The sequence below is a fragment of the bacterium genome (assembly GCA_040755795.1).
Lineage (GTDB): Bacteria > UBA9089 > CG2-30-40-21 > CG2-30-40-21 > SBAY01 > JBFLXS01.
On the sequence record JBFLXS010000044.1, the window covers coordinates 1 to 17,629 of the forward strand.

The following is a 17,629-nucleotide window of genomic DNA, read 5'->3' on the forward strand; positions in this document are numbered from 1 at the left end:
CTTCAAAGGATAAGTTGCAAAAAAATCATCAGGCTTTTGAGCCTAATTTTGCCATCTTTGAGCAAAATAAACAGATTGATAAGGATTCAGATAGACTCAATGGCTCCTTAAATTAACGAAACTCCAGTTAACTCTCTAAACTCTCTAAACTCTCTAAACTCTTTAAACTCAAAAAAGGGGGTAAATTGATGTTACTTAATTCTTTCTTTGGTTTATTTTCTAATGATATTGGGATAGATTTAGGGACAGCCAATACTCTGGTGCATGTTAGGGGTGAAGGTATTGTTCTTTGTGAACCGTCAGTCGTAGCTATAGAGCGAGAATCAAGAGCCGTTTTATCCGTGGGAGAAGAAGCTAAACGGATGTTAGGACGGACACCAGGAGATATTATTGCCATCAGACCATTGAAAGATGGTGTAATTGCTGATTTTGAGATTACGGAGCGAATGATTCGTCATTTTATTACCAAAGTCCATAATCGACGGGCATTGGTTAGACCGAGAATTGTAATTGGTGTTCCATCTGGAATAACTGAGGTAGAAAGAAGGGCAGTGCGTGAAGCCGCAGAACAGGCAGGAGCAAGAGAGGTTTATCTCATTGAAGAACCTATGGCCGCCGCTATCGGCTCTAATATTCAAGTTTATGAACCAGCAGGAAATATGATTGTTGATATAGGTGGCGGCACAACCGAGGTAGCGGTTATTTCCTTAGGTGGGATGGTTGTGAGTAAATCCATTCGGATTGCTGGCAATGAAATGGATGAAGCACTGGTTCAATATACGAAAAAAACCCATTCACTCCTGATTGGCGAACGCACCGCTGAAGAACTGAAGATTAAAATTGGCTCCGCATATCCATTACCAGAAGAACAATCAATGGAAATAAAAGGCCGAGATACAATGACTGGCCTACCAAGAACACTTAGAATTACATCAGAAGAAGTCCGAGAGGCATTAAAAGAACCTATCAGTTTTATTGTCGAAGTAGTTAAAACAGCATTAGAGGAAACACCGCCAGAATTGGCATCAGATATTGTTGACCGAGGTATAGTTTTATCTGGTGGCGGTGCCTTGTTACGCGAGTTAGATAGGTTACTTTCTCAAGAAACAAGATTACCAGTTATCTTAGCGGATGACCCACTGAGATGTGTTGTTATTGGAACAGGTAGATATTTAGATGAGTTGAAAAATTTACATATGGCTCGTAAAAAAGGAGGGATGAGGTGGAGCACTACTTTTAGAACAGGAACAGAAGAAGAAGGTTCCTGAAAAAAATTTCCACCTGTGTGATTAGATTAATTCACCGCAGAGACGCAGAGGAACAGAGAAGATATGGAAATAAATTAGATAACAGAAAAGATTATTGGTGCAATCATGGTAAAATACATAGGACATCACAACCAAATTTGTTAAGCAATCATGATATCTCGGTCCTTAAAAGCTTGCTCTGATGAAAATCAGAGCTTGTCCTGATGAAAATCAGGAATGGAATGAAGCATCTGGTAAATAGTTTTTAATTTTTTTCTCTGCGTCTCTGTGTCTCTGCGGTGAACGGTTACCAATTTTCAAAGAAGAGGATACTAAAAATGGCTGGTTTCTTATGGAAACATGCAAAAACAAATGTTATTATTGTTTTACTATCTATTTCTATTATTTTAATGGCTAGTCATACATCCTTATCCACAGGATATTTAAAACGAGGAATTATGAATATCCTGCTTCCTTTTCAACTTCTGGGGGCAGAAATAAAATTTTCTACAAAAGACTTTTTCTCTACGATTAAAGAACTTCAATCAATACGAAATGAAAATCAAAGACTTAGAGAAAAAGAGAGATATTTTGCCTCAGAACGCAAAGAATGGCAATCTGCATTAAATGAAAATAAAAGATTAAAAAAACTATTAGACTATAAATGCAGGCTTCCTTATGAAACTATAGCGGCAAGGGTCATTAGTTACGACCCAAGTAATTGGACCAACACGGTCATTATTGATAAAGGGAAAAAGGATGGGATTTATAAACTTGCGCCAGTAGTTACTTATCAAGATGGAAAAGAAGGATTAGTGGGAAGAGTCATTGGAGTAGAAAATCATTCGGCTTCAGTTTTACTCCTCAATGACCAGAATAGTATGATTGGCACACAAATCCTCCGCTCTAATGAAAAAGGAATTATCGAAGGGGATAACTATAGATTTTGTAAATTAAAATTCTTACCTTATGATGCGGATGTGGTTAAAAATGATATTGTGGTTACTTCAGGAGATGGTGGGGTTTTTCCAAAAGGATTATTTGTAGGATATGTAGTCTATGTTGGATTAAAAGACCGTGGTTTGTTTCGTGAAGTGGATATTCTGCCGGCGATTAAATTCTCTAAATTGGAAGAAGTATTGGTAATTGTAAGTAAAGAAATATCTAAACCCAGTTTAAAAAAGATAGAGGAGAAGAATTATTTAACAAATAAACCAACCAATGGTAAAGGAAATGGTTAAGTGTATTGGGTAATGTGGATTGGAATAATTATTCTATGTTTAGTTGGACAAACAGTCTACGCAGATGTCTTAACTATTTGTGAAATAAAACCAGATTTACTCCTGATTATAATAATCTTTTTTGCCTTTAAACACTCATCATTTGAGACAGGAATAATAGGATTTATCGCCGGGATATTACAGGATAGTCTTTCAGGTATTAATCAGGGAATTAATACCTTTACAAAACTGATTATTGGATTATCAGTAAGTAGTATAAAAAAAATCCATAAAGAAAATTTGATTTCTATTTCTTTATCTATTTTTATATTTACACTCATCCAGAATTTATTAATCTTTGCCATTCAATCTATATTCATTATTTCCCCTGGAATTTCCTCACTGAATAGAGTTTTTTTTATTGCCATTTATAATACCATTCTGGGGATTCTTATTTACCCGATAATCCACAAAATAAAATCAGGAGAAGGATAATGCATATTGAACCGACTGAGTCTGAATTAGAAAGATTACGGCAAAGACTTGTTCGATTAACTACAATTATTATCATCGCTTTTGCCATATTAATTGTTAAAGCAATCTATTTACAGATAATAAAAGGAAATTATTATCAAAAGGTCTCGGAAAATAACCGTATTCGGTTAATACCAATTACTGCTTCAAGAGGAATGATTTATGACTGCAATGGGAAGATATTAGCCCAGGATATACCTTCATTTGACATTGCCATCATTCAACTTGGCTTGAACAAAAATGAAATAGAACAAACACTAATCAAGTTAAAAGAGATAGTAGAAATTAATCTAAAAGAGGTGCTGGAGAAGATTCAGGCGAAAAAAAATAAGCCTTTTGAACCCACAGTAATCGTTGCTGATGTAGACCGTGAAATCCTGACTAAAATCGCTGAACGAACAACCGAATTACCAGGTATTATAATTCAAGTTAATCAAAAACGATATTATACCTATGGTCCCATTTGTAGTCATCTCTTAGGATATATTGGTGAAATTAGTAAAGAAGAACTTATCCGTAAATACAATGATGGATATAAATATGGTGATTTAATTGGGAAATCAGGGATTGAAGGATATTATGACCTTTCTTTAAGAGGCAAAAATGGTGGGAAACAAATTGAAGTTGATGTTCGCGGAAGACAATTACAGGTTTTAGGTAATATGGAACCAATCCCTGGTAATAATCTAATTTTGACCATTGATAAGCGGTTACAAGAAATAACCAATGAGGCTCTTGGTGAGAAATCCGGGGCAGTAGTCGTGATGAATCCTAATAATGGTGAAATATTATCTATAGTTAGCAAACCAGGTTTTGACCCAAATATGTTCTTAGGGCATATGACTTCTACTCAGGCTAAACAGATATTTTCTGATAAACAATATCCATTACTTAATCGGGCAATTCAAGCACAATATTCCCCCGGGTCCGTATTTAAAATTATCGTGGCGACCGCGGCATTAGAAGATGAAATTATAAACGAGGACACAAGATATTCTTGTGGGGGAATATACTGGTTAGGGAATAAAAGGTTTATTTGTTTCCAAAAAGAAAAACATGGCTCTGTAGATGTTATGGATGCACTTGCTCATTCCTGTAATATCTTTTTCTATCAAGTTGGGATTAAATTGGGGATAAATAAAATCTCAAAATTTGCCCAGCAAGTAGGATTAGGAGAGAAAACAGGCATTGATTTACCTGCTGAAGCAAGTGGATTAGTTCCTACTCGAAGATGGAAAGAAGAAAAATTTAAAGAATCATGGTATTGGGGAGAAACAGTTAATTTGAGTATCGGTCAGGGATATATTTTAAGCACACCACTACAATTGGCCTGTGCTTTAAGTGCAATTGTAAATGGTGGCAAGATCATTACACCACGAATAGCTAAACAAATGGTAGATTCTTCTGGAAATATAAAGATATTTAATCCCTGGGTAAAAAGGATTATTCCTTTATCAAATCAGACTCAAAAAGTAGTATTCAAAGGATTAGAGGATGTCGTGGCTAAAGGAACAGGTCAAAAGGCTTATTTACCTTATTTAAGAATAGGTGGTAAAACAGGAACGGTGCAAAATCCTACCGGGGAAGACCATGCCCTCTTTGTTTGCTTTGCCCCGGTGGATGACCCGAAAGTAGTTATCGCCGTTCTTGTCGAACATGGAGGTAAAGGCGGTATAGAAGCAGTTCCAGTCGCAAGAAGAATTTTAGAACAAATGGATTGGTCGATATTTAAAGAAAGTGGAGAGGTTAAGGGTTAAGAAAGAAATCGGCAGAGAAAAATTACATCTCCTTCCGTGGCTCAACCTTCTTTAAAAAGGAGAAACGGACATGCCCACAGGGAATGGACACAAAGGAGGATGAAAATCGGGCATAGAGATTAGAGATTAGAAATTGGAGATTAGAGATTAGCAAGAGTGCAGGTTCTAATTCACTAATTCTCTAATCTCTAATTAACTATTTTCAGGAGAACGCTCATGAACCGTGGGTTCACAACAGGAGAATGAAAATAGGGGAAAAACAGGGTGGAGGAAAGATTTTCTCTCTACTCTCTACTCTCTACTTTCTACTCTCTACTTCCTATTTTCAGGAGAACCTATGCTTAATTTTAGTCTAAAAAGAGGGTTTGATTACATTATCTTTAGCTCTGTGATTTTAGTTGCCTGTCTGGGGATACTTATGATTTACAGTGCTACTCAATCATCAGGCTCTAATGTCTTATGGCTTAAACAAACGATGTGGTTTGGAATAGGACTTTTGGGGTTAATCGCTACCGTTTCATTTGATTATCAACTATTAGGTAAATACTCACGAATATTGTATATTCTGGCGATAGTTTTATTAATATTTGTATTGGTGGGAGGTCCTTTGATTCGTTGTGCAAGAAGTTGGGTAGTGATAGGTCCTTTTTCATTTCAACCTGCAGAATTCGCTAAATTAGCCACAATTATTATCCTGGCTGAATATCTTTCAACTAAACGAGAAGGATTAACCTCGATTGAAGAATTTATCTATCCAATGGGATTAGTTGCCTTACCGATGTTTCTTATTCTGATGCAGCCTGATATGGGAACTACATTAGTTTTTCTACCAGTAGTATTAGTTATGCTTTATATCACAGGGGCTAAACCAGTCTATTTAGTTTCATTGACCTCGATAACTATTTTAATTATGGTTTTTTCCTTATTTTTAAGCTGGGAACAACTTCAGATAGTTCATAAAATACCTGTTATCCATTTTCTATATCTGTCTATTAGTTCATTTAAACATACTTTAATCTCTTTACTTTGTCTATCTGGACTTACAGTAGCCATATATTATATTACAAAATTATTTAGAAAGGGTATTTCCTTTAATAAATTTGGGTTAATATTAGGAATTATCACTATTAGCCTTCTTGTTTCGTTAGTTGCCAATGGGTTTTTAAAGGATTATCAAAGAAAACGACTTGTGGTATTTATTGACCCGGGGATTGACCCTTTAAGTGCCGGGTATAATATTATTCAATCTAAAATCGCCATAGGCTCCGGTAGACTATTGGGTAAAGGAATTTTTCAAGGCACACAAAGTCAACTGGGTTTTTTACCTGAGCGTCAATCTGATTTCATCTTCTCAGTTATCGGGGAAGAATTAGGATTTATCGGGGTAATTATTACTTTATTGCTCTTTTTAATTATTATCTACCGCGGTATTTATATCGCCTTTTCTTCAAGGGATAATTTTGGTTGTTTATTAGCCTCGGGGATAATTACTATGATTGCTGTCCAGGTCTTTATGAATGTTGGTATATCTCTGAGTATAATGCCGGTAACCGGTCTAACCTTACCTCTGGTAAGTTATGGTGGCTCTTCACTTTGTGTCACTATGGTTTCTTTAGGCATACTTTTAAATATTAGATTAAGAAGATATATGTTATAAAATGATAAAATTATTAGCCCCCGCAAAGATAAATTTATTTTTAAAGGTCATCGGTAAAAGACAGGATGGTTACCATGAGTTAGAAACTATCTTGCAAAAAGTCGAATTATACGATACTATCATTTTAGAAAATAAGGATGGCGGAATTGAATTAGAATGTCCAGAGGTTGCTGGTGTAGAAAATTTAGCCTATAAAGCGGCTAATCTTTTAAAACAAGAACTAAAGGTCAAAAAAGGGGTAAAAATAAAGATTGAAAAAAATATCCCGATTGGAGCAGGTTTAGGTGGAGGCAGTTCTGATGCAGGAACCGTATTAATTGGCTTGAATAAATTGTGGTCATTGGGATTGAGTCAAACTGAGATGATTCTCCTCGCTTCTAAATTGGGGGCAGATGTCCCTTTCTTTATCATTAACCAGGGATTATCTTATGCAACAGGAATTGGAACAATCCTTACTCCTTTACCTCCTTTACCACAATTCTGGGTGATTATAATCTGGCCTAAAATAAAAATTTCTACGGCTAAAGTATATGAAAATGTAAATTTTATGTTGACAAATAAGCCAATAAAGAGTAAAATAATATTAGATGTCGTTAAAGAAGGTAATATAGAACAAATTTCAAATTTGCTTTACAATACATTAGAAGAAATTGTGCTCCTGCAATATCCGGTGATTAAAAAATTAAAAGAAAAACTCATTAATCTCGGTGCTCTGGGGGCTCTTATGTCAGGTAGTGGGTCAAGTATTTTTGGAATTGTTAAAACAGAGTTAGAGGCAGTTAACATCTATGATAAATTAAAAGGGGGGGATGAGATAATCTTTGTGACAAAAAATATGCAATAAATAGTAAACAGTCGTCAGTAAAGAAAAATAACTGTAACTGTTCACCGCACAAACACACAGAGAGAGTAGAGATTTTAATCTCTTTTATGTTGCAGCCAGATATACCCGTTAGGTATAATAGGCTATTCCAGATGCCAGTTTCATGTTAAAATCCCTCCTGAGATAACAAAGGCTATTATGAATTATATTGGTGAAATAAATAATCTCTGTGCAATATTATCATACGGGTATAGTTATACCAGAAGAGGAGGTAAAAAAGAATGTTTAAAACAATCCGTGGTATTTATGAAAATAGACAGATAATGCCTATTGAACCATGCGACTTAAGACCTGATATGGAATTTCTGATAACAATAATAGAAAAAGAAAGAAATCAGAACAGAGGAGTGAAGGATAAATCAGCATTTATCAGGTCTGTGCAGGGGAAATATAAACATCCTGAATTCAACAGTGAGGTCTTTGCGGCAAGAAAAAGAGAAGAAAAAGAGATTGAAAGGAGAAAGTTCGAGTGAATGTATATGTCTTTGATGCCTGTGCTCTCATTGCTTTTTTGGGTAATGAAGACGGTGCTAATATAGTTAGAGAAATGTTGGAAAAAGCAGGTCAGGGAGAGGATAGAATAATAATCCATAGCAATAATCTATGTGAGGTCTATTACGACCACTTGAGGGTCTTTGGTGATAAGAAGGCAGAAACAATGATTGAAGAAATATTAGAGTTGCCTTTGGAGATTATTAGTGAGGTAAGTATCCCACTTCTTAAGCTGGCTGGTAAGTTTAAGGTTGAAAAGAGTATTTCCTTTGCTGACTCCTTTGTGTTAGCATTGGCAAAAACTGAAAAAGCGTCCATTGTTACCACTGACCATCACGAATTTGATAGGATCGAAGAAGAGGGTAATATTCCTTTTATATGGATTCGTTAAGAAAAAGATTTGTTAGGGGAAAAATGGTGGGGTCAGACCTCGAAGGCTCCAAAGGCCCTCTAACTACTCTTAAAGAGGTGAATCAATGGAAATTACTAACATTCGGGTTAAACGAATAGAGAATGACTCGAAATTAAAGGCGTGGGTATCAGTAACATTTGACGATGTATTTGTGGTGCATAACATTAAAGTCATTCAGGGACAAGAAGAAATGTTTATCGCTATGCCTAATAGACTGACAAAAGATGGGGCATTAAAAGATATTGCCCATCCCATTAGCGTTGAATTTAGACAAACACTGCAAGATAAGGTATTAGAAGCATACCAGCATGCATAATAAAGAGATAGGCTAAGCAGAAGCAGAAAGAGAAGTTTTTTTGCTCTCTTTCTTAACCGCGACCTTGACTTTCTGTTAATTGGGGTGTCGCCAAGTTGGTAAGGCACGGGACTTTGGCTCCCGCATTCGGAGGTTCGAGTCCTTCCACCCCAGCCTAAAAATGCGTAACTATTCACCACGAAGGGCACGGAGAGCACGAAGTGAAATTTGATGAATTATCTAATAAAGTTAGCAAATATCAAAGTTGGTGTATTGATAAATTTCAATGTGGAAAGATTGAAAGAAGGCATAAAAAGATTTGTCTTGTCCAATCTCCCTGCCCTTCGTGCTCTTCGTGGTGAATAGTTACTGCTGAATAGTTACTCGAAAGAAAGAATTTATGGAAAACCGAATTACTATAATTATTTTAGCCGCAGGATTAGGAAAGAGGATGAAATCTGATTTGGCGAAGGTGCTTCATAAACTGTGCCATAAGCCAATGATAGAATATGTCCTAGACACTCTTTCCTTTTTTTTATCAGCAAGAATTATTATTGTTGTTGGACATCAAAAAGAAAAAATAGCCCAATTAGTTAAAAATAAAAAGGTAGAGATAGTTGTTCAAGAAGAGTTACTCGGGACAGGACATGCTGTTGCTCAAACAGAAAAGATATTGTCTGATTTTGAAGGGAATATATTAGTCCTTTGCGGAGATACTCCTTTACTAAAAAGTAGCACTCTTGAAAGGTTAATTCAAACTCATCAACAATCTAATGCAACAGTAACAATCCTTACAACAACCATAGATGACCCAACTGGATATGGCAGAATAATAACAGATGCCTCTGGGAATGTATGTGAAATTATTGAGGAAAAAGATGCCACAGAGCAGGAAAAGGCAATTAACTTAATTAATACAGGAACTTATTGTTTTAAAAGTAAGGATTTATTTTCTGCCCTAAAAAAGATAACGACGGATAATAAACAAGGCGAATATTATCTAACTGATGTTGTTGGAATTCTAAAAAAACAGGGAGAAAAAATAATAACCCTTCAAATACCTGACCCAATCGAGGTAATAGGGATAAATACACAGGATGACCTGAAGGAGGCTGAAAAGATAGTCACTGCTTATGTAAAAGGCAGTCAGTAATTATAATTAATAGTGAGGGTTAAGTTTATCCGAAAGCGTTCAAAATATGAAGGGTAGATGATGAGTTTTAAAGAAAAGGTTTTTCTCTTTTTAAGCAATAGGGAGAGGTCGAATATTCATCCTACTGCTTTTCCTCTTTTATCCTACTCCTATAGTGGTGATGAGTCTCTATGAATAGGGGTTTTCCCTCTTGAGAGCTGACATTACCCGAAAATTTCAAAATTTGGGTAGCCGTAATTTCTAACTTGTGATTTTATGTGGTTTTTTCACGCAAGATAAAACCACAACTATTATTTATCTTTGTTTCATATTTTAATGCCTTAAATACTCATTAACTTTTCATTTTCCCCATTTTTTTTGGGGTAATGTCAGCTCTTGAGAGGGGTTAGGGGTGTGTCTTTCATGGCATAGGCCGGTAGGTCGAAGAATATATTACTTACGACCTACTGCTATATCAGTAGATAACTGACTAATGACCAATGACTAATGTAGGGAAAAAAGATGATTGGACACAATTACTCAAAAATACAGGTAGTTAGAAAAAAAATCAAACTGAAACTTTTGACACTACCCTACTTAACAAATGAGGTAAAGAAATGAAGAAAATTTTATCTTTGGTGGTTTTGGGACTGATTTGGGGGTATGAGACAAAGGCAGGGGATTTGTATGTGCCATCAGGAACTTATACTACCATCCAATCTGCCATAGATGCCGCAGTAAATGGTGATACCATCTATGTTGGTTCTGGAACCTACAATGAGGCAATTTATATCAATAAAAGGATTAGTATAATTGGAGCGGGTGCAAATGTTTGCACAATTACAGCCATAAGTTTAGGCAATACAAATACCGTTACCTTTGATGGAGAAAATGCAAATGGGACCATTACGGGTTTTACAGTAACCGGGGAGATGACAATAACAGATTTTCCACTAACTCGGGCAAGTAGAGGCGGGTTTTATAACACTGGCAACGGAATATATTGCCTGAATGGTGCAAACCCAACCATCATAAATAACACCATCTCAGGGCACACTGTATGTGGCATCTCCTGCTACTACTCTTCCCCAATCATCATTAACAATACAATATCAGAGAATGGAGATGTTAGCCTCTTCTGTTACAACTCCTCCCCAATTATCACAAATAATACAATATCAGGTAATAATTGGGTTGGCATTTACTGCGACAATGAATCCTCTCCAACCATCACCAATAATACAATATCAGAGAATGGAGAAGTTGGCATTTCATGTTATTCCTCTTCCTCCCCACATATCGTCAATAACATAATATCAAAGAATAATTGGAATGGTATCTTCTGCTCCTCCTCTTCCCCACAAATTATCAATAACACTATATCAAGGAATACTTTTTATGGCATTTCTTGTAGATTCTCATCTCCAGTCATCACCAACAATATCATTACTGAAAATGGAAGAACGAGCGATGAATATTTTGGAATTTTATCGGATAATTCATCTCCTCAAATCAATTACAATTGTGTTTGGGGTAATGGTCAAAGTGGCAACAATAGTTATTCTGGATGCTCTGCAGGACCAAACGACATCTCCTACAATCCTCAATTCATCAGTAATGGTAATTTTCACCTTCAACCCCTATCTCCCTGTATAGATGCAGGTTCAAACACAGCCATAGGTACTATTACAACGGACAAAGATGGAAATCCTCGTTTTGTTAACGGTATTATAGATATAGGCGCCTATGAATATCAAAGTATGCAACAGGAAGGAATAATTTCATCTTTGGGGACTTTGTCTTACTCAACGCAGACTACTTTTGCTGAAACGATAAATAAGAAAATACTGATGCTGGAAAATACAACCGAGGATATCAGTTTTGAAGATTTTGAAGAGATAATGATTAAAACAGGTCGCTTTGCTAATAATGGCTTTTTTAAAAGCAAACTTATACTTGGGGAGAGTTCATATTTAATAAACGGTTCGCTTTATCAAAAAGAGGGCAAAATACACCTAAATGGTGTTCTGGAAGGAGGATTTGGAATAATAGAGGCGGTTTTGGGCTCGCAGACATATTATGGCACAGTGACTTGTCTTGAAATAGAAAATCAGAGTATCATTAGTCAAGAGGCAGGTTTTGGAGGGAATATAACCTCAATGGAGGAAGAAGAATATCCTGCGACTAAAATGCATTATCGCCAAATAGATGCTGACTTAGGCACAATTTCTTTGGTAGCAACAATGGTAAAAATAGATGATCCCAATAATCCTTATAATGATGAAGGATTTGCCATAATCTCTTATAGCTCAGCGTATGGTTTTGGTGAGGGATATACCTATGTTCAAGATAGGAGGCTTGAAGGTATTTTTAAACAACCATTATATGGTTTGATATTAGGTAGTATAAATGAGTCAGAAGGTTTATTAGTTTCAATAATCCAGGTAGATTATGGTTTGCCTGCTAAATCAGATGTAGATGTTGAAATCTGGGGACCTGGTAGGGTAAGCCCAGGCCAGATAATTACATATATGATTAACTTAAGGAATAGCGGATTGGTTTCTGCCAAAGATATATCAATAATCGCCTCACCGCCAACATTTACCGATTATATTTCAGCCTCAGATAACCATACATACTTTACCATTGCCCATTGGGAGGATATTGAGCATTGGCAGACAAGCAATGTAATCCAGGTTCCAAGGATAAGGTGGGATTTTTCGGAAATTCCCGCAATGTCCGTAACAACTTTAAATTTCCAGGTAAAGGTTAAGTGGGGATTGCCAGAAGGATTAAGCGAAAGCCCAGAGGTCTACATCTGGCCAAAAGCTGAGGCAGACGATTTTTATCCAACTTATGACCCGGAGGGAGGTCATGACTTTGATGGAGAGGAGGAATAACATGTTTAAATTAATATTATTGTTGAGTTTAATCTTTTGTGAGACTGGTTTTGCTAAGACCGACCAACCAAAACATCTTTGGAAGAGGGAATTTAAAACAGAGATAAACGCCCTTGCTCTAAGTAAAGATTCTTCAAAAATAGCCTTGACAGTAAAACCTGAAATTAAAGAATATAAAGAAGATAAGGATAAAAATTATTATGATGATAAAAGGATGGAATGGTTTGGCAGCAAACTTTATTACCTTGACAACAAAGGAAAAGTATTGTGGGAATATGAGGCAAAAAAGATGGAGGAGTTAGATAATGTTGTAATGAGTGAAAATGGAGATTATATAGCTTGCTCTGTAAAAGAGCTTATAACAGAAGATAGGGAGATAGGGTATTATATAGGCTCTTCTGGTAAATATAAATATGAAATAAAAAAATGGCAAGAGTGGAAATATAAAGAAGCCCGATTTTTTAATTCAAAAGGAAAATTGCTGTGGTCATTTAAAGGGAGAATAGACCAGTGCCAAATCTCATCTGATGGAAATTATATATTCCTCATTCCTGAGGCAGATGAAGAACATAATCCATTTGATAATTTTTATTTCCTGAATAAAGAGGGAAAAAAGATTTGGGAAATTTCACCTGGAAAATATCGTACAACATATTGGATGGCAAATGATGCTAATCGGATAATTATTGCTGATACATTATACGATAGAAATGGAAAAATATTATGGAAACTGCCTCCAAATAATTTTTTTGTTCGGATTTCAAAAAATGGTTCGTATGCCACAGTGCATTATATTCCTCCTTATGATGTCCAAGAAGTATGGAGTGGATATATAAAAATCTCTTGTGCTGATTTGAATCAAAAGAGGATTCTATGGGAAAAAAATGCTAAAGAAATAGATCCGTATTATTTTATAGATGAGTCAAAGGGATATTTAGTAACTTGGATGGACGAGCGGTTTGAAGAAGGAAAACTGAAGGAAGGAGAGATGAGGATATATGATTTGAAAACAGGCAAGATTATTAAGAAAACTCTAAACCCAACTGACTTTTTTAAATATGAAAAAACATACCTGAACAGAGGTAAAAAATACATTGCAGAGAAAGAAGGGAATTCCTTGAATTATTATACTTTGGGGGCTACTAAATGAAAGGAAAAATTATAGGTTTATTTTCAGTCTTTCTTTTGATTATTTTCATTAGCGAATTAATTGCCCAGGTAAGACCATGTAATATAAATTTCCCAACTACCCGTGGGGCAAGAACTTCTTCCCCCTTTGGTCCACGCTGGGGAGGAACCCATCAGGGAACTGATTATGCAGTACCAATAGGTAGCCCTGTTTATGCGGCTTATGATGGAACAGTCGGACGGAGAGGCTGGCAAAATGAATACAATCATAATGAAGGGTATGGACAAAGAATTTATATTAACCACGGCGATGGGGTAGAGACTATATATGGACATTTAAACGAAATAAATGTTAGGTCTGGTCAACAGGTCAGAAGGGGAGACCTAATTGGAAGAAGTGGAAATACAGGGCTTTCTACTGGCCCACATCTTCACTTTGGGATTAGCGTAAATGGGGTATGGCAAAATCCTCAAGATTGGACAACTGAGACCCACAAAGAGGAAAATGCAGAAAATGATAGAGAAGGTGATGAAGGAGAAGAAAGTGAGATTATTACCGCCCGCGACCCAAATGCAATGTATGGAAAGCAAGGTATGGTATCTGCGGGTGAGACATTGGAATACACTATTGAATTTGAAAACGAAGGTGAAGGAATTGCCTACGGCGTTTATATCACCGATAAATTAGATGAAGACTTTGATGACTCTACACTTCAGATCGTAAGTTTTGAAAGGGTTGACTGGCAAAATACTATTTCCACTCAAGCTAATTTTGAGTATAGATACTCCCCAGATACCCGACTGTTAACCATCTTTATTGATAACGGTGGTGAGGTGTTATCAAAATATGGAGGAAGGATAAAATATAGCATAAAGGTAAAAGATAATGCACCAGCCGGCACAGCCATTACCAACTATGCTACGGTCTATTTCCCAAGTGTGCCTGAGATAACACCAACAAATGCCATTGTCTCTATTGTTCCTCATCAAACAAGGATTGATTATATGGGAGATACGATGGTTTATCAAGGACAAATACCCGAGATTAAAGCAAAACTTAGAACAGAGGAGGGAAATATCATTCCATACCAACAGATTTTATTCAAAATAAACAATGAGGTCTATACATCAACCACACAGGTAGATGGGGTAGCCAGGGAATATCCAACGATTACCTCTCCTGGAACATATACCATAGATATGGAATTTCAAGGAGATGGATTCTATAATTTACCTTCATCTGGTGAAGGTAAATTGCAAGTTCTACCACCACCACCCATTTCTTATCTTGAGATTATAGCTCCTAAAACAACAACTACCTATTGTCTATTTGAATTAAATGTTACAGCAAGGGATGAACAGGGAAATATAGCCACAACAACAGCACAGGCAACCATAACCAATACCACCAATTCCATATCACCCGCTACCATAACATTAACCAACGGAAGCTGGGAAGGCCTTGCCGCTATAGCAACATCGCCAGATGGAGGGGTAGATACAATTACAGTCACATCCGGGATAATAACAGGGATAGCCACCATTACGGTTTATCTAACTCCAGGTCAAACGCAAACCATCACCAGCCATTTAGGAACAATTACCTTGCTTGAAACTGAAAGCCTGACTGAGGCTTTCTTTGTCAGCATTAAGGATGCAAGTAATTATTCAACATTTACAACAACCCATAAGCCGTCTGGAGATATTGGTCTTTGTATTGATGTTAATCTAACAGGAGTATCTGAAAATGAGGTAAAAGGGAGTGTTACCCTTTTTGTTGCAGTTCCATACCTTGAGGCAAATCTGGGCAAGATAAAGGAATCTACTTTGAAACTTTACACATTTAACGAACAAACAAAGATTTGGGAACAAGTCTCTGGTTCCTGGGTCGATACTCCAAACAATATTGTCTCTGGCACACTTACCCATCTTAGCCTCATTGCTCCTCTTGGTGTGATATCCTTTGCAGAAAATAATAATAATGCCTTTGCCTATCCTAATCCATGGAGGAAAAATAAAGATGAAAGATATATTTACTTTGGCAATATAAGTGAAGACTCTGTGATTAGAATTTATAACATTGTAGGTGAATTGATAGATGAAGTAGAGGTAAAAGAATATCCTCAAAGATGGGATGTTGTAAGTAAAGACATTGCTTCAGACATCTATCTCTATACAGTCACAGGAGGCAAAGGTGGAAAGAAGGTAGGGAAGATAGGGATAATAAAGTAGGGTTAATTGAAGGATATTTTTCGTCGTGAATTTTTCGACCTGTGCGGTTAGAAATTAGCAGGAATGATGGGATAAGGATATAAAGGTAGAAGTGTGATATGTCCCCCGCTGGCGGGGGATTAAGGGGGTGGCAAAGGATACCAGTTTCGCAGGCAAAGACCTGTCCTAAATTATATAGCTGATTTTATGTGTAAGGGATTAAAACTTATAATCGAAGTAGATGGATTGACTCATCATTGTGAAAAAACAGTGATAAAAGATAAGGAGAAGGATTTGATTAAAGCAGGGTTTAAGGTATTAAGGTTTTCTGATGAGGATGTATTAAATAGGATTGATGAAGTTACCCAGACTATTGAGATGGTTATAGACAGGAATTCACCTCCTAACCCCCGCCAGCGGGGGAGATCCTAACCGCACAGGTGGGAATTTTGCAAAAAAAGCATCGTAAAAAAAATAGGTAACCATTCAGTCCTGTGAGGGAAGGAAGAGCCTATCGGATAAAAAGGGAAGTAAAAAGTGGAAATACACATCCCTAATCCCTCTCAATAGGGGAACACTGTGGGTGAAGGGAAAATTCGAGGTGTGTGAAGACTAATAAAATCAACGCTCAATTTTATCCCAGAGCGTTACCTACTTTAAAGGAGGCAACTAAATGTCACAACTTAACGATATACAAGTATTTTCTGGGAATGCTAATCCAGAATTAACCAGAGAAATATGTGATTATTTGCAAATACCAGTTGGAGATATAGAAGTAAGTTCATTTGCCGATGGAGAGACCTGTGTTCATATCAATGAAAATGTTCGAGGAAAGGATGTTTTTGTTATTCAGCCTACCTCTCCACCAGGAAATCAAAACATAATGGAACTTTTAATAATGATTGATGCCTTTAGTCGGTCATCGGCGAAACGGATTACTGCGGTCATACCTTACTATGGTTATGCTCGTCAGGATAGAAAGGTTCAACCACGGGTGCCAATTAGTTCTAAGTTAGTTGCAAATCTCATTGTTGTGGCGGGCACAGATAGGGTTTTGACCGTCGACCTTCATGTTGGACAGATACAGGGTTTTTTTGACATACCGGTTGATAATCTATTTGCCACACCAGTCATCGTCGAATATTTCAAGAAAAAGGAAATAAAAGATTTAGTTTTAGTTTCTCCGGACCCTGGTGGTGTCGAGCGAGCACGAGCACTTGCCAGTAAACTCAATGCCTCTATTGCTATTATTGATAAACGACGACAAACCAAAAATAAGGCTGAGGTAATGAATGTTATTGGTGAGGTTGAGGATAAAAATTTAATTATCCTCGATGATATAATTGATACCGCTGGCACATTAACCGAGGCAACTAATGCCTTGAAACAAAAGGGGGCATTAGATATATATGCCTGTGCTACTCATCCAGTATTATCTGGTCCAGCAATTGAACGAATTAATAATTCACCGATTAAAGAGGTGGTGGTAACCAATACTATCCCACTAAGAGAAAAAGCAGAAAAAACTAATAAAATTACAGTGCTCTCTGTGGCGAAACTCTTAGGTGAGGCAATAAAAAGAACTCATCAAGAATCCTCAGTTAGCTCTTTATTTATTTAATGTTGGTAACTATTTACTTGATGTTCAAGTTTTTTAAAGGTATAAAGATTTAACCGCAAAGAGCGCAAAGGAAGATTTCGCAAAGGACGCAAAGGAAGGAAAATAAGGTGGTGAACAACCTATTGCTTTGTTAAGTTTGC

14 protein-coding genes, 1 tRNA gene and 2 pseudogenes are annotated in these 17,629 nt (G+C 36.6%); all 17 read left to right on the forward strand.

The annotated features are described in order from the left end of the window. Positions 1–188: 188 nt before the first annotated feature. The 17 genes and pseudogenes from AB1414_04935 to AB1414_05015 all read left to right on the forward strand — a co-directional run bounded on the left by AB1414_04935 (position 189) and on the right by AB1414_05015 (position 17,489). Positions 189–1,268, forward strand: a complete 1,080-nt coding sequence (locus AB1414_04935) for a rod shape-determining protein (protein ID MEW6606791.1) — start codon at positions 189–191, stop codon at positions 1,266–1,268. A 317-nt stretch (positions 1,269–1,585) separates the two neighbouring features. Further along, complete coding sequence (gene mreC / locus AB1414_04940; protein ID MEW6606792.1) at positions 1,586–2,488, forward strand: rod shape-determining protein MreC; 903 nt, start codon at positions 1,586–1,588, stop codon at positions 2,486–2,488. Next, positions 2,489–2,962 carry a rod shape-determining protein MreD gene (gene mreD / locus AB1414_04945; protein ID MEW6606793.1) on the forward strand — a complete coding sequence of 158 codons (474 nt, stop codon included), beginning with the start codon at positions 2,489–2,491 and terminating at the stop codon, positions 2,960–2,962. After that, positions 2,962–4,758: a penicillin-binding protein 2 gene (mrdA, locus tag AB1414_04950; protein MEW6606794.1), complete on the forward strand. Its 1,797-nt coding sequence runs from the start codon at positions 2,962–2,964 to the stop codon at positions 4,756–4,758. The genes mreD and mrdA overlap by 1 nt, the downstream gene beginning before the upstream one ends. Before the next feature lie 337 nt (positions 4,759–5,095). Continuing rightward, positions 5,096–6,415, forward strand: coding sequence for an FtsW/RodA/SpoVE family cell cycle protein (locus AB1414_04955; protein ID MEW6606795.1), 1,320 nt, complete (start codon positions 5,096–5,098; stop codon positions 6,413–6,415). A gap of 1 nt (position 6,416) precedes the next feature. Further along, positions 6,417–7,259 carry a 4-(cytidine 5'-diphospho)-2-C-methyl-D-erythritol kinase gene (ispE, locus tag AB1414_04960; GenBank protein ID MEW6606796.1) on the forward strand — a complete coding sequence of 281 codons (843 nt, stop codon included), beginning with the start codon at positions 6,417–6,419 and terminating at the stop codon, positions 7,257–7,259. Between the two features lie 260 nt (positions 7,260–7,519). Further along, positions 7,520–7,771: a hypothetical protein gene (locus tag AB1414_04965; GenBank protein ID MEW6606797.1), complete on the forward strand. Its 252-nt coding sequence runs from the start codon at positions 7,520–7,522 to the stop codon at positions 7,769–7,771. Beyond that, positions 7,768–8,181 carry a type II toxin-antitoxin system VapC family toxin gene (locus AB1414_04970; protein ID MEW6606798.1) on the forward strand — a complete coding sequence of 138 codons (414 nt, stop codon included), beginning with the start codon at positions 7,768–7,770 and terminating at the stop codon, positions 8,179–8,181. Before AB1414_04965 ends, AB1414_04970 begins: the two co-directional genes overlap by 4 nt. An 85-nt stretch (positions 8,182–8,266) precedes the next feature. Next, on the forward strand, positions 8,267–8,518 hold the full coding sequence (gene spoVG / locus AB1414_04975; protein MEW6606799.1) for a septation regulator SpoVG: 252 nt from the start codon (positions 8,267–8,269) through the stop codon (positions 8,516–8,518). Between the two features lie 80 nt (positions 8,519–8,598). Further along, positions 8,599–8,671: transfer RNA gene (locus tag AB1414_04980), tRNA-Gln, on the forward strand. Between the two features lie 54 nt (positions 8,672–8,725). Continuing rightward, positions 8,726–8,863, forward strand: a pseudogene (locus tag AB1414_04985) (GxxExxY protein). Between the two features lie 34 nt (positions 8,864–8,897). Next, positions 8,898–9,650 carry a sugar phosphate nucleotidyltransferase gene (locus AB1414_04990; protein ID MEW6606800.1) on the forward strand — a complete coding sequence of 251 codons (753 nt, stop codon included), beginning with the start codon at positions 8,898–8,900 and terminating at the stop codon, positions 9,648–9,650. A gap of 596 nt (positions 9,651–10,246) precedes the next feature. After that, positions 10,247–12,529 (forward strand): right-handed parallel beta-helix repeat-containing protein, encoded by a 2,283-nt coding sequence (locus AB1414_04995; GenBank protein ID MEW6606801.1) that lies wholly within the window; start codon positions 10,247–10,249, stop codon positions 12,527–12,529. 1 nt (position 12,530) lies between these two features. Then, a complete protein-coding gene (locus tag AB1414_05000) occupies positions 12,531–13,679 on the forward strand; it encodes a hypothetical protein (GenBank protein MEW6606802.1) in 1,149 nt (382 codons plus the stop codon). Beyond that, on the forward strand, positions 13,676–15,889 hold the full coding sequence (locus tag AB1414_05005) for a peptidoglycan DD-metalloendopeptidase family protein (protein ID MEW6606803.1): 2,214 nt from the start codon (positions 13,676–13,678) through the stop codon (positions 15,887–15,889). The genes AB1414_05000 and AB1414_05005 overlap by 4 nt, the downstream gene beginning before the upstream one ends. A gap of 144 nt (positions 15,890–16,033) precedes the next feature. Beyond that, a pseudogene (locus AB1414_05010) lies at positions 16,034–16,300 on the forward strand (DUF559 domain-containing protein). 241 nt (positions 16,301–16,541) lie between these two features. Then, positions 16,542–17,489 (forward strand): ribose-phosphate pyrophosphokinase, encoded by a 948-nt coding sequence (locus tag AB1414_05015; protein ID MEW6606804.1) that lies wholly within the window; start codon positions 16,542–16,544, stop codon positions 17,487–17,489. The last annotated feature ends 140 nt before the right edge of the window (positions 17,490–17,629 follow it).

What these genes read in the sequence shown, in the direction of transcription:
- AB1414_04935 (MEW6606791.1), top strand. Translation starts at nt 189, where the DNA reads ATGTTACTTAATTCTTTCTTTGGTTTATTTTCTAATGATATTGGGATA.
- mreC (MEW6606792.1), top strand. Translation starts at nt 1,586, where the DNA reads ATGGCTGGTTTCTTATGGAAACATGCAAAAACAAATGTTATTATTGTT.
- mrdA (MEW6606794.1), top strand. Translation starts at nt 2,962, where the DNA reads ATGCATATTGAACCGACTGAGTCTGAATTAGAAAGATTACGGCAAAGA.
- AB1414_04955 (MEW6606795.1), top strand. Translation starts at nt 5,096, where the DNA reads ATGCTTAATTTTAGTCTAAAAAGAGGGTTTGATTACATTATCTTTAGC.
- ispE (MEW6606796.1), top strand. Translation starts at nt 6,417, where the DNA reads ATGATAAAATTATTAGCCCCCGCAAAGATAAATTTATTTTTAAAGGTC.
- AB1414_04965 (MEW6606797.1), top strand. Translation starts at nt 7,520, where the DNA reads ATGTTTAAAACAATCCGTGGTATTTATGAAAATAGACAGATAATGCCT.
- spoVG (MEW6606799.1), top strand. Translation starts at nt 8,267, where the DNA reads ATGGAAATTACTAACATTCGGGTTAAACGAATAGAGAATGACTCGAAA.
- AB1414_04990 (MEW6606800.1), top strand. Translation starts at nt 8,898, where the DNA reads ATGGAAAACCGAATTACTATAATTATTTTAGCCGCAGGATTAGGAAAG.
- AB1414_04995 (MEW6606801.1), top strand. Translation starts at nt 10,247, where the DNA reads ATGAAGAAAATTTTATCTTTGGTGGTTTTGGGACTGATTTGGGGGTAT.
- AB1414_05000 (MEW6606802.1), top strand. Translation starts at nt 12,531, where the DNA reads ATGTTTAAATTAATATTATTGTTGAGTTTAATCTTTTGTGAGACTGGT.
- AB1414_05005 (MEW6606803.1), top strand. Translation starts at nt 13,676, where the DNA reads ATGAAAGGAAAAATTATAGGTTTATTTTCAGTCTTTCTTTTGATTATT.
- AB1414_05015 (MEW6606804.1), top strand. Translation starts at nt 16,542, where the DNA reads ATGTCACAACTTAACGATATACAAGTATTTTCTGGGAATGCTAATCCA.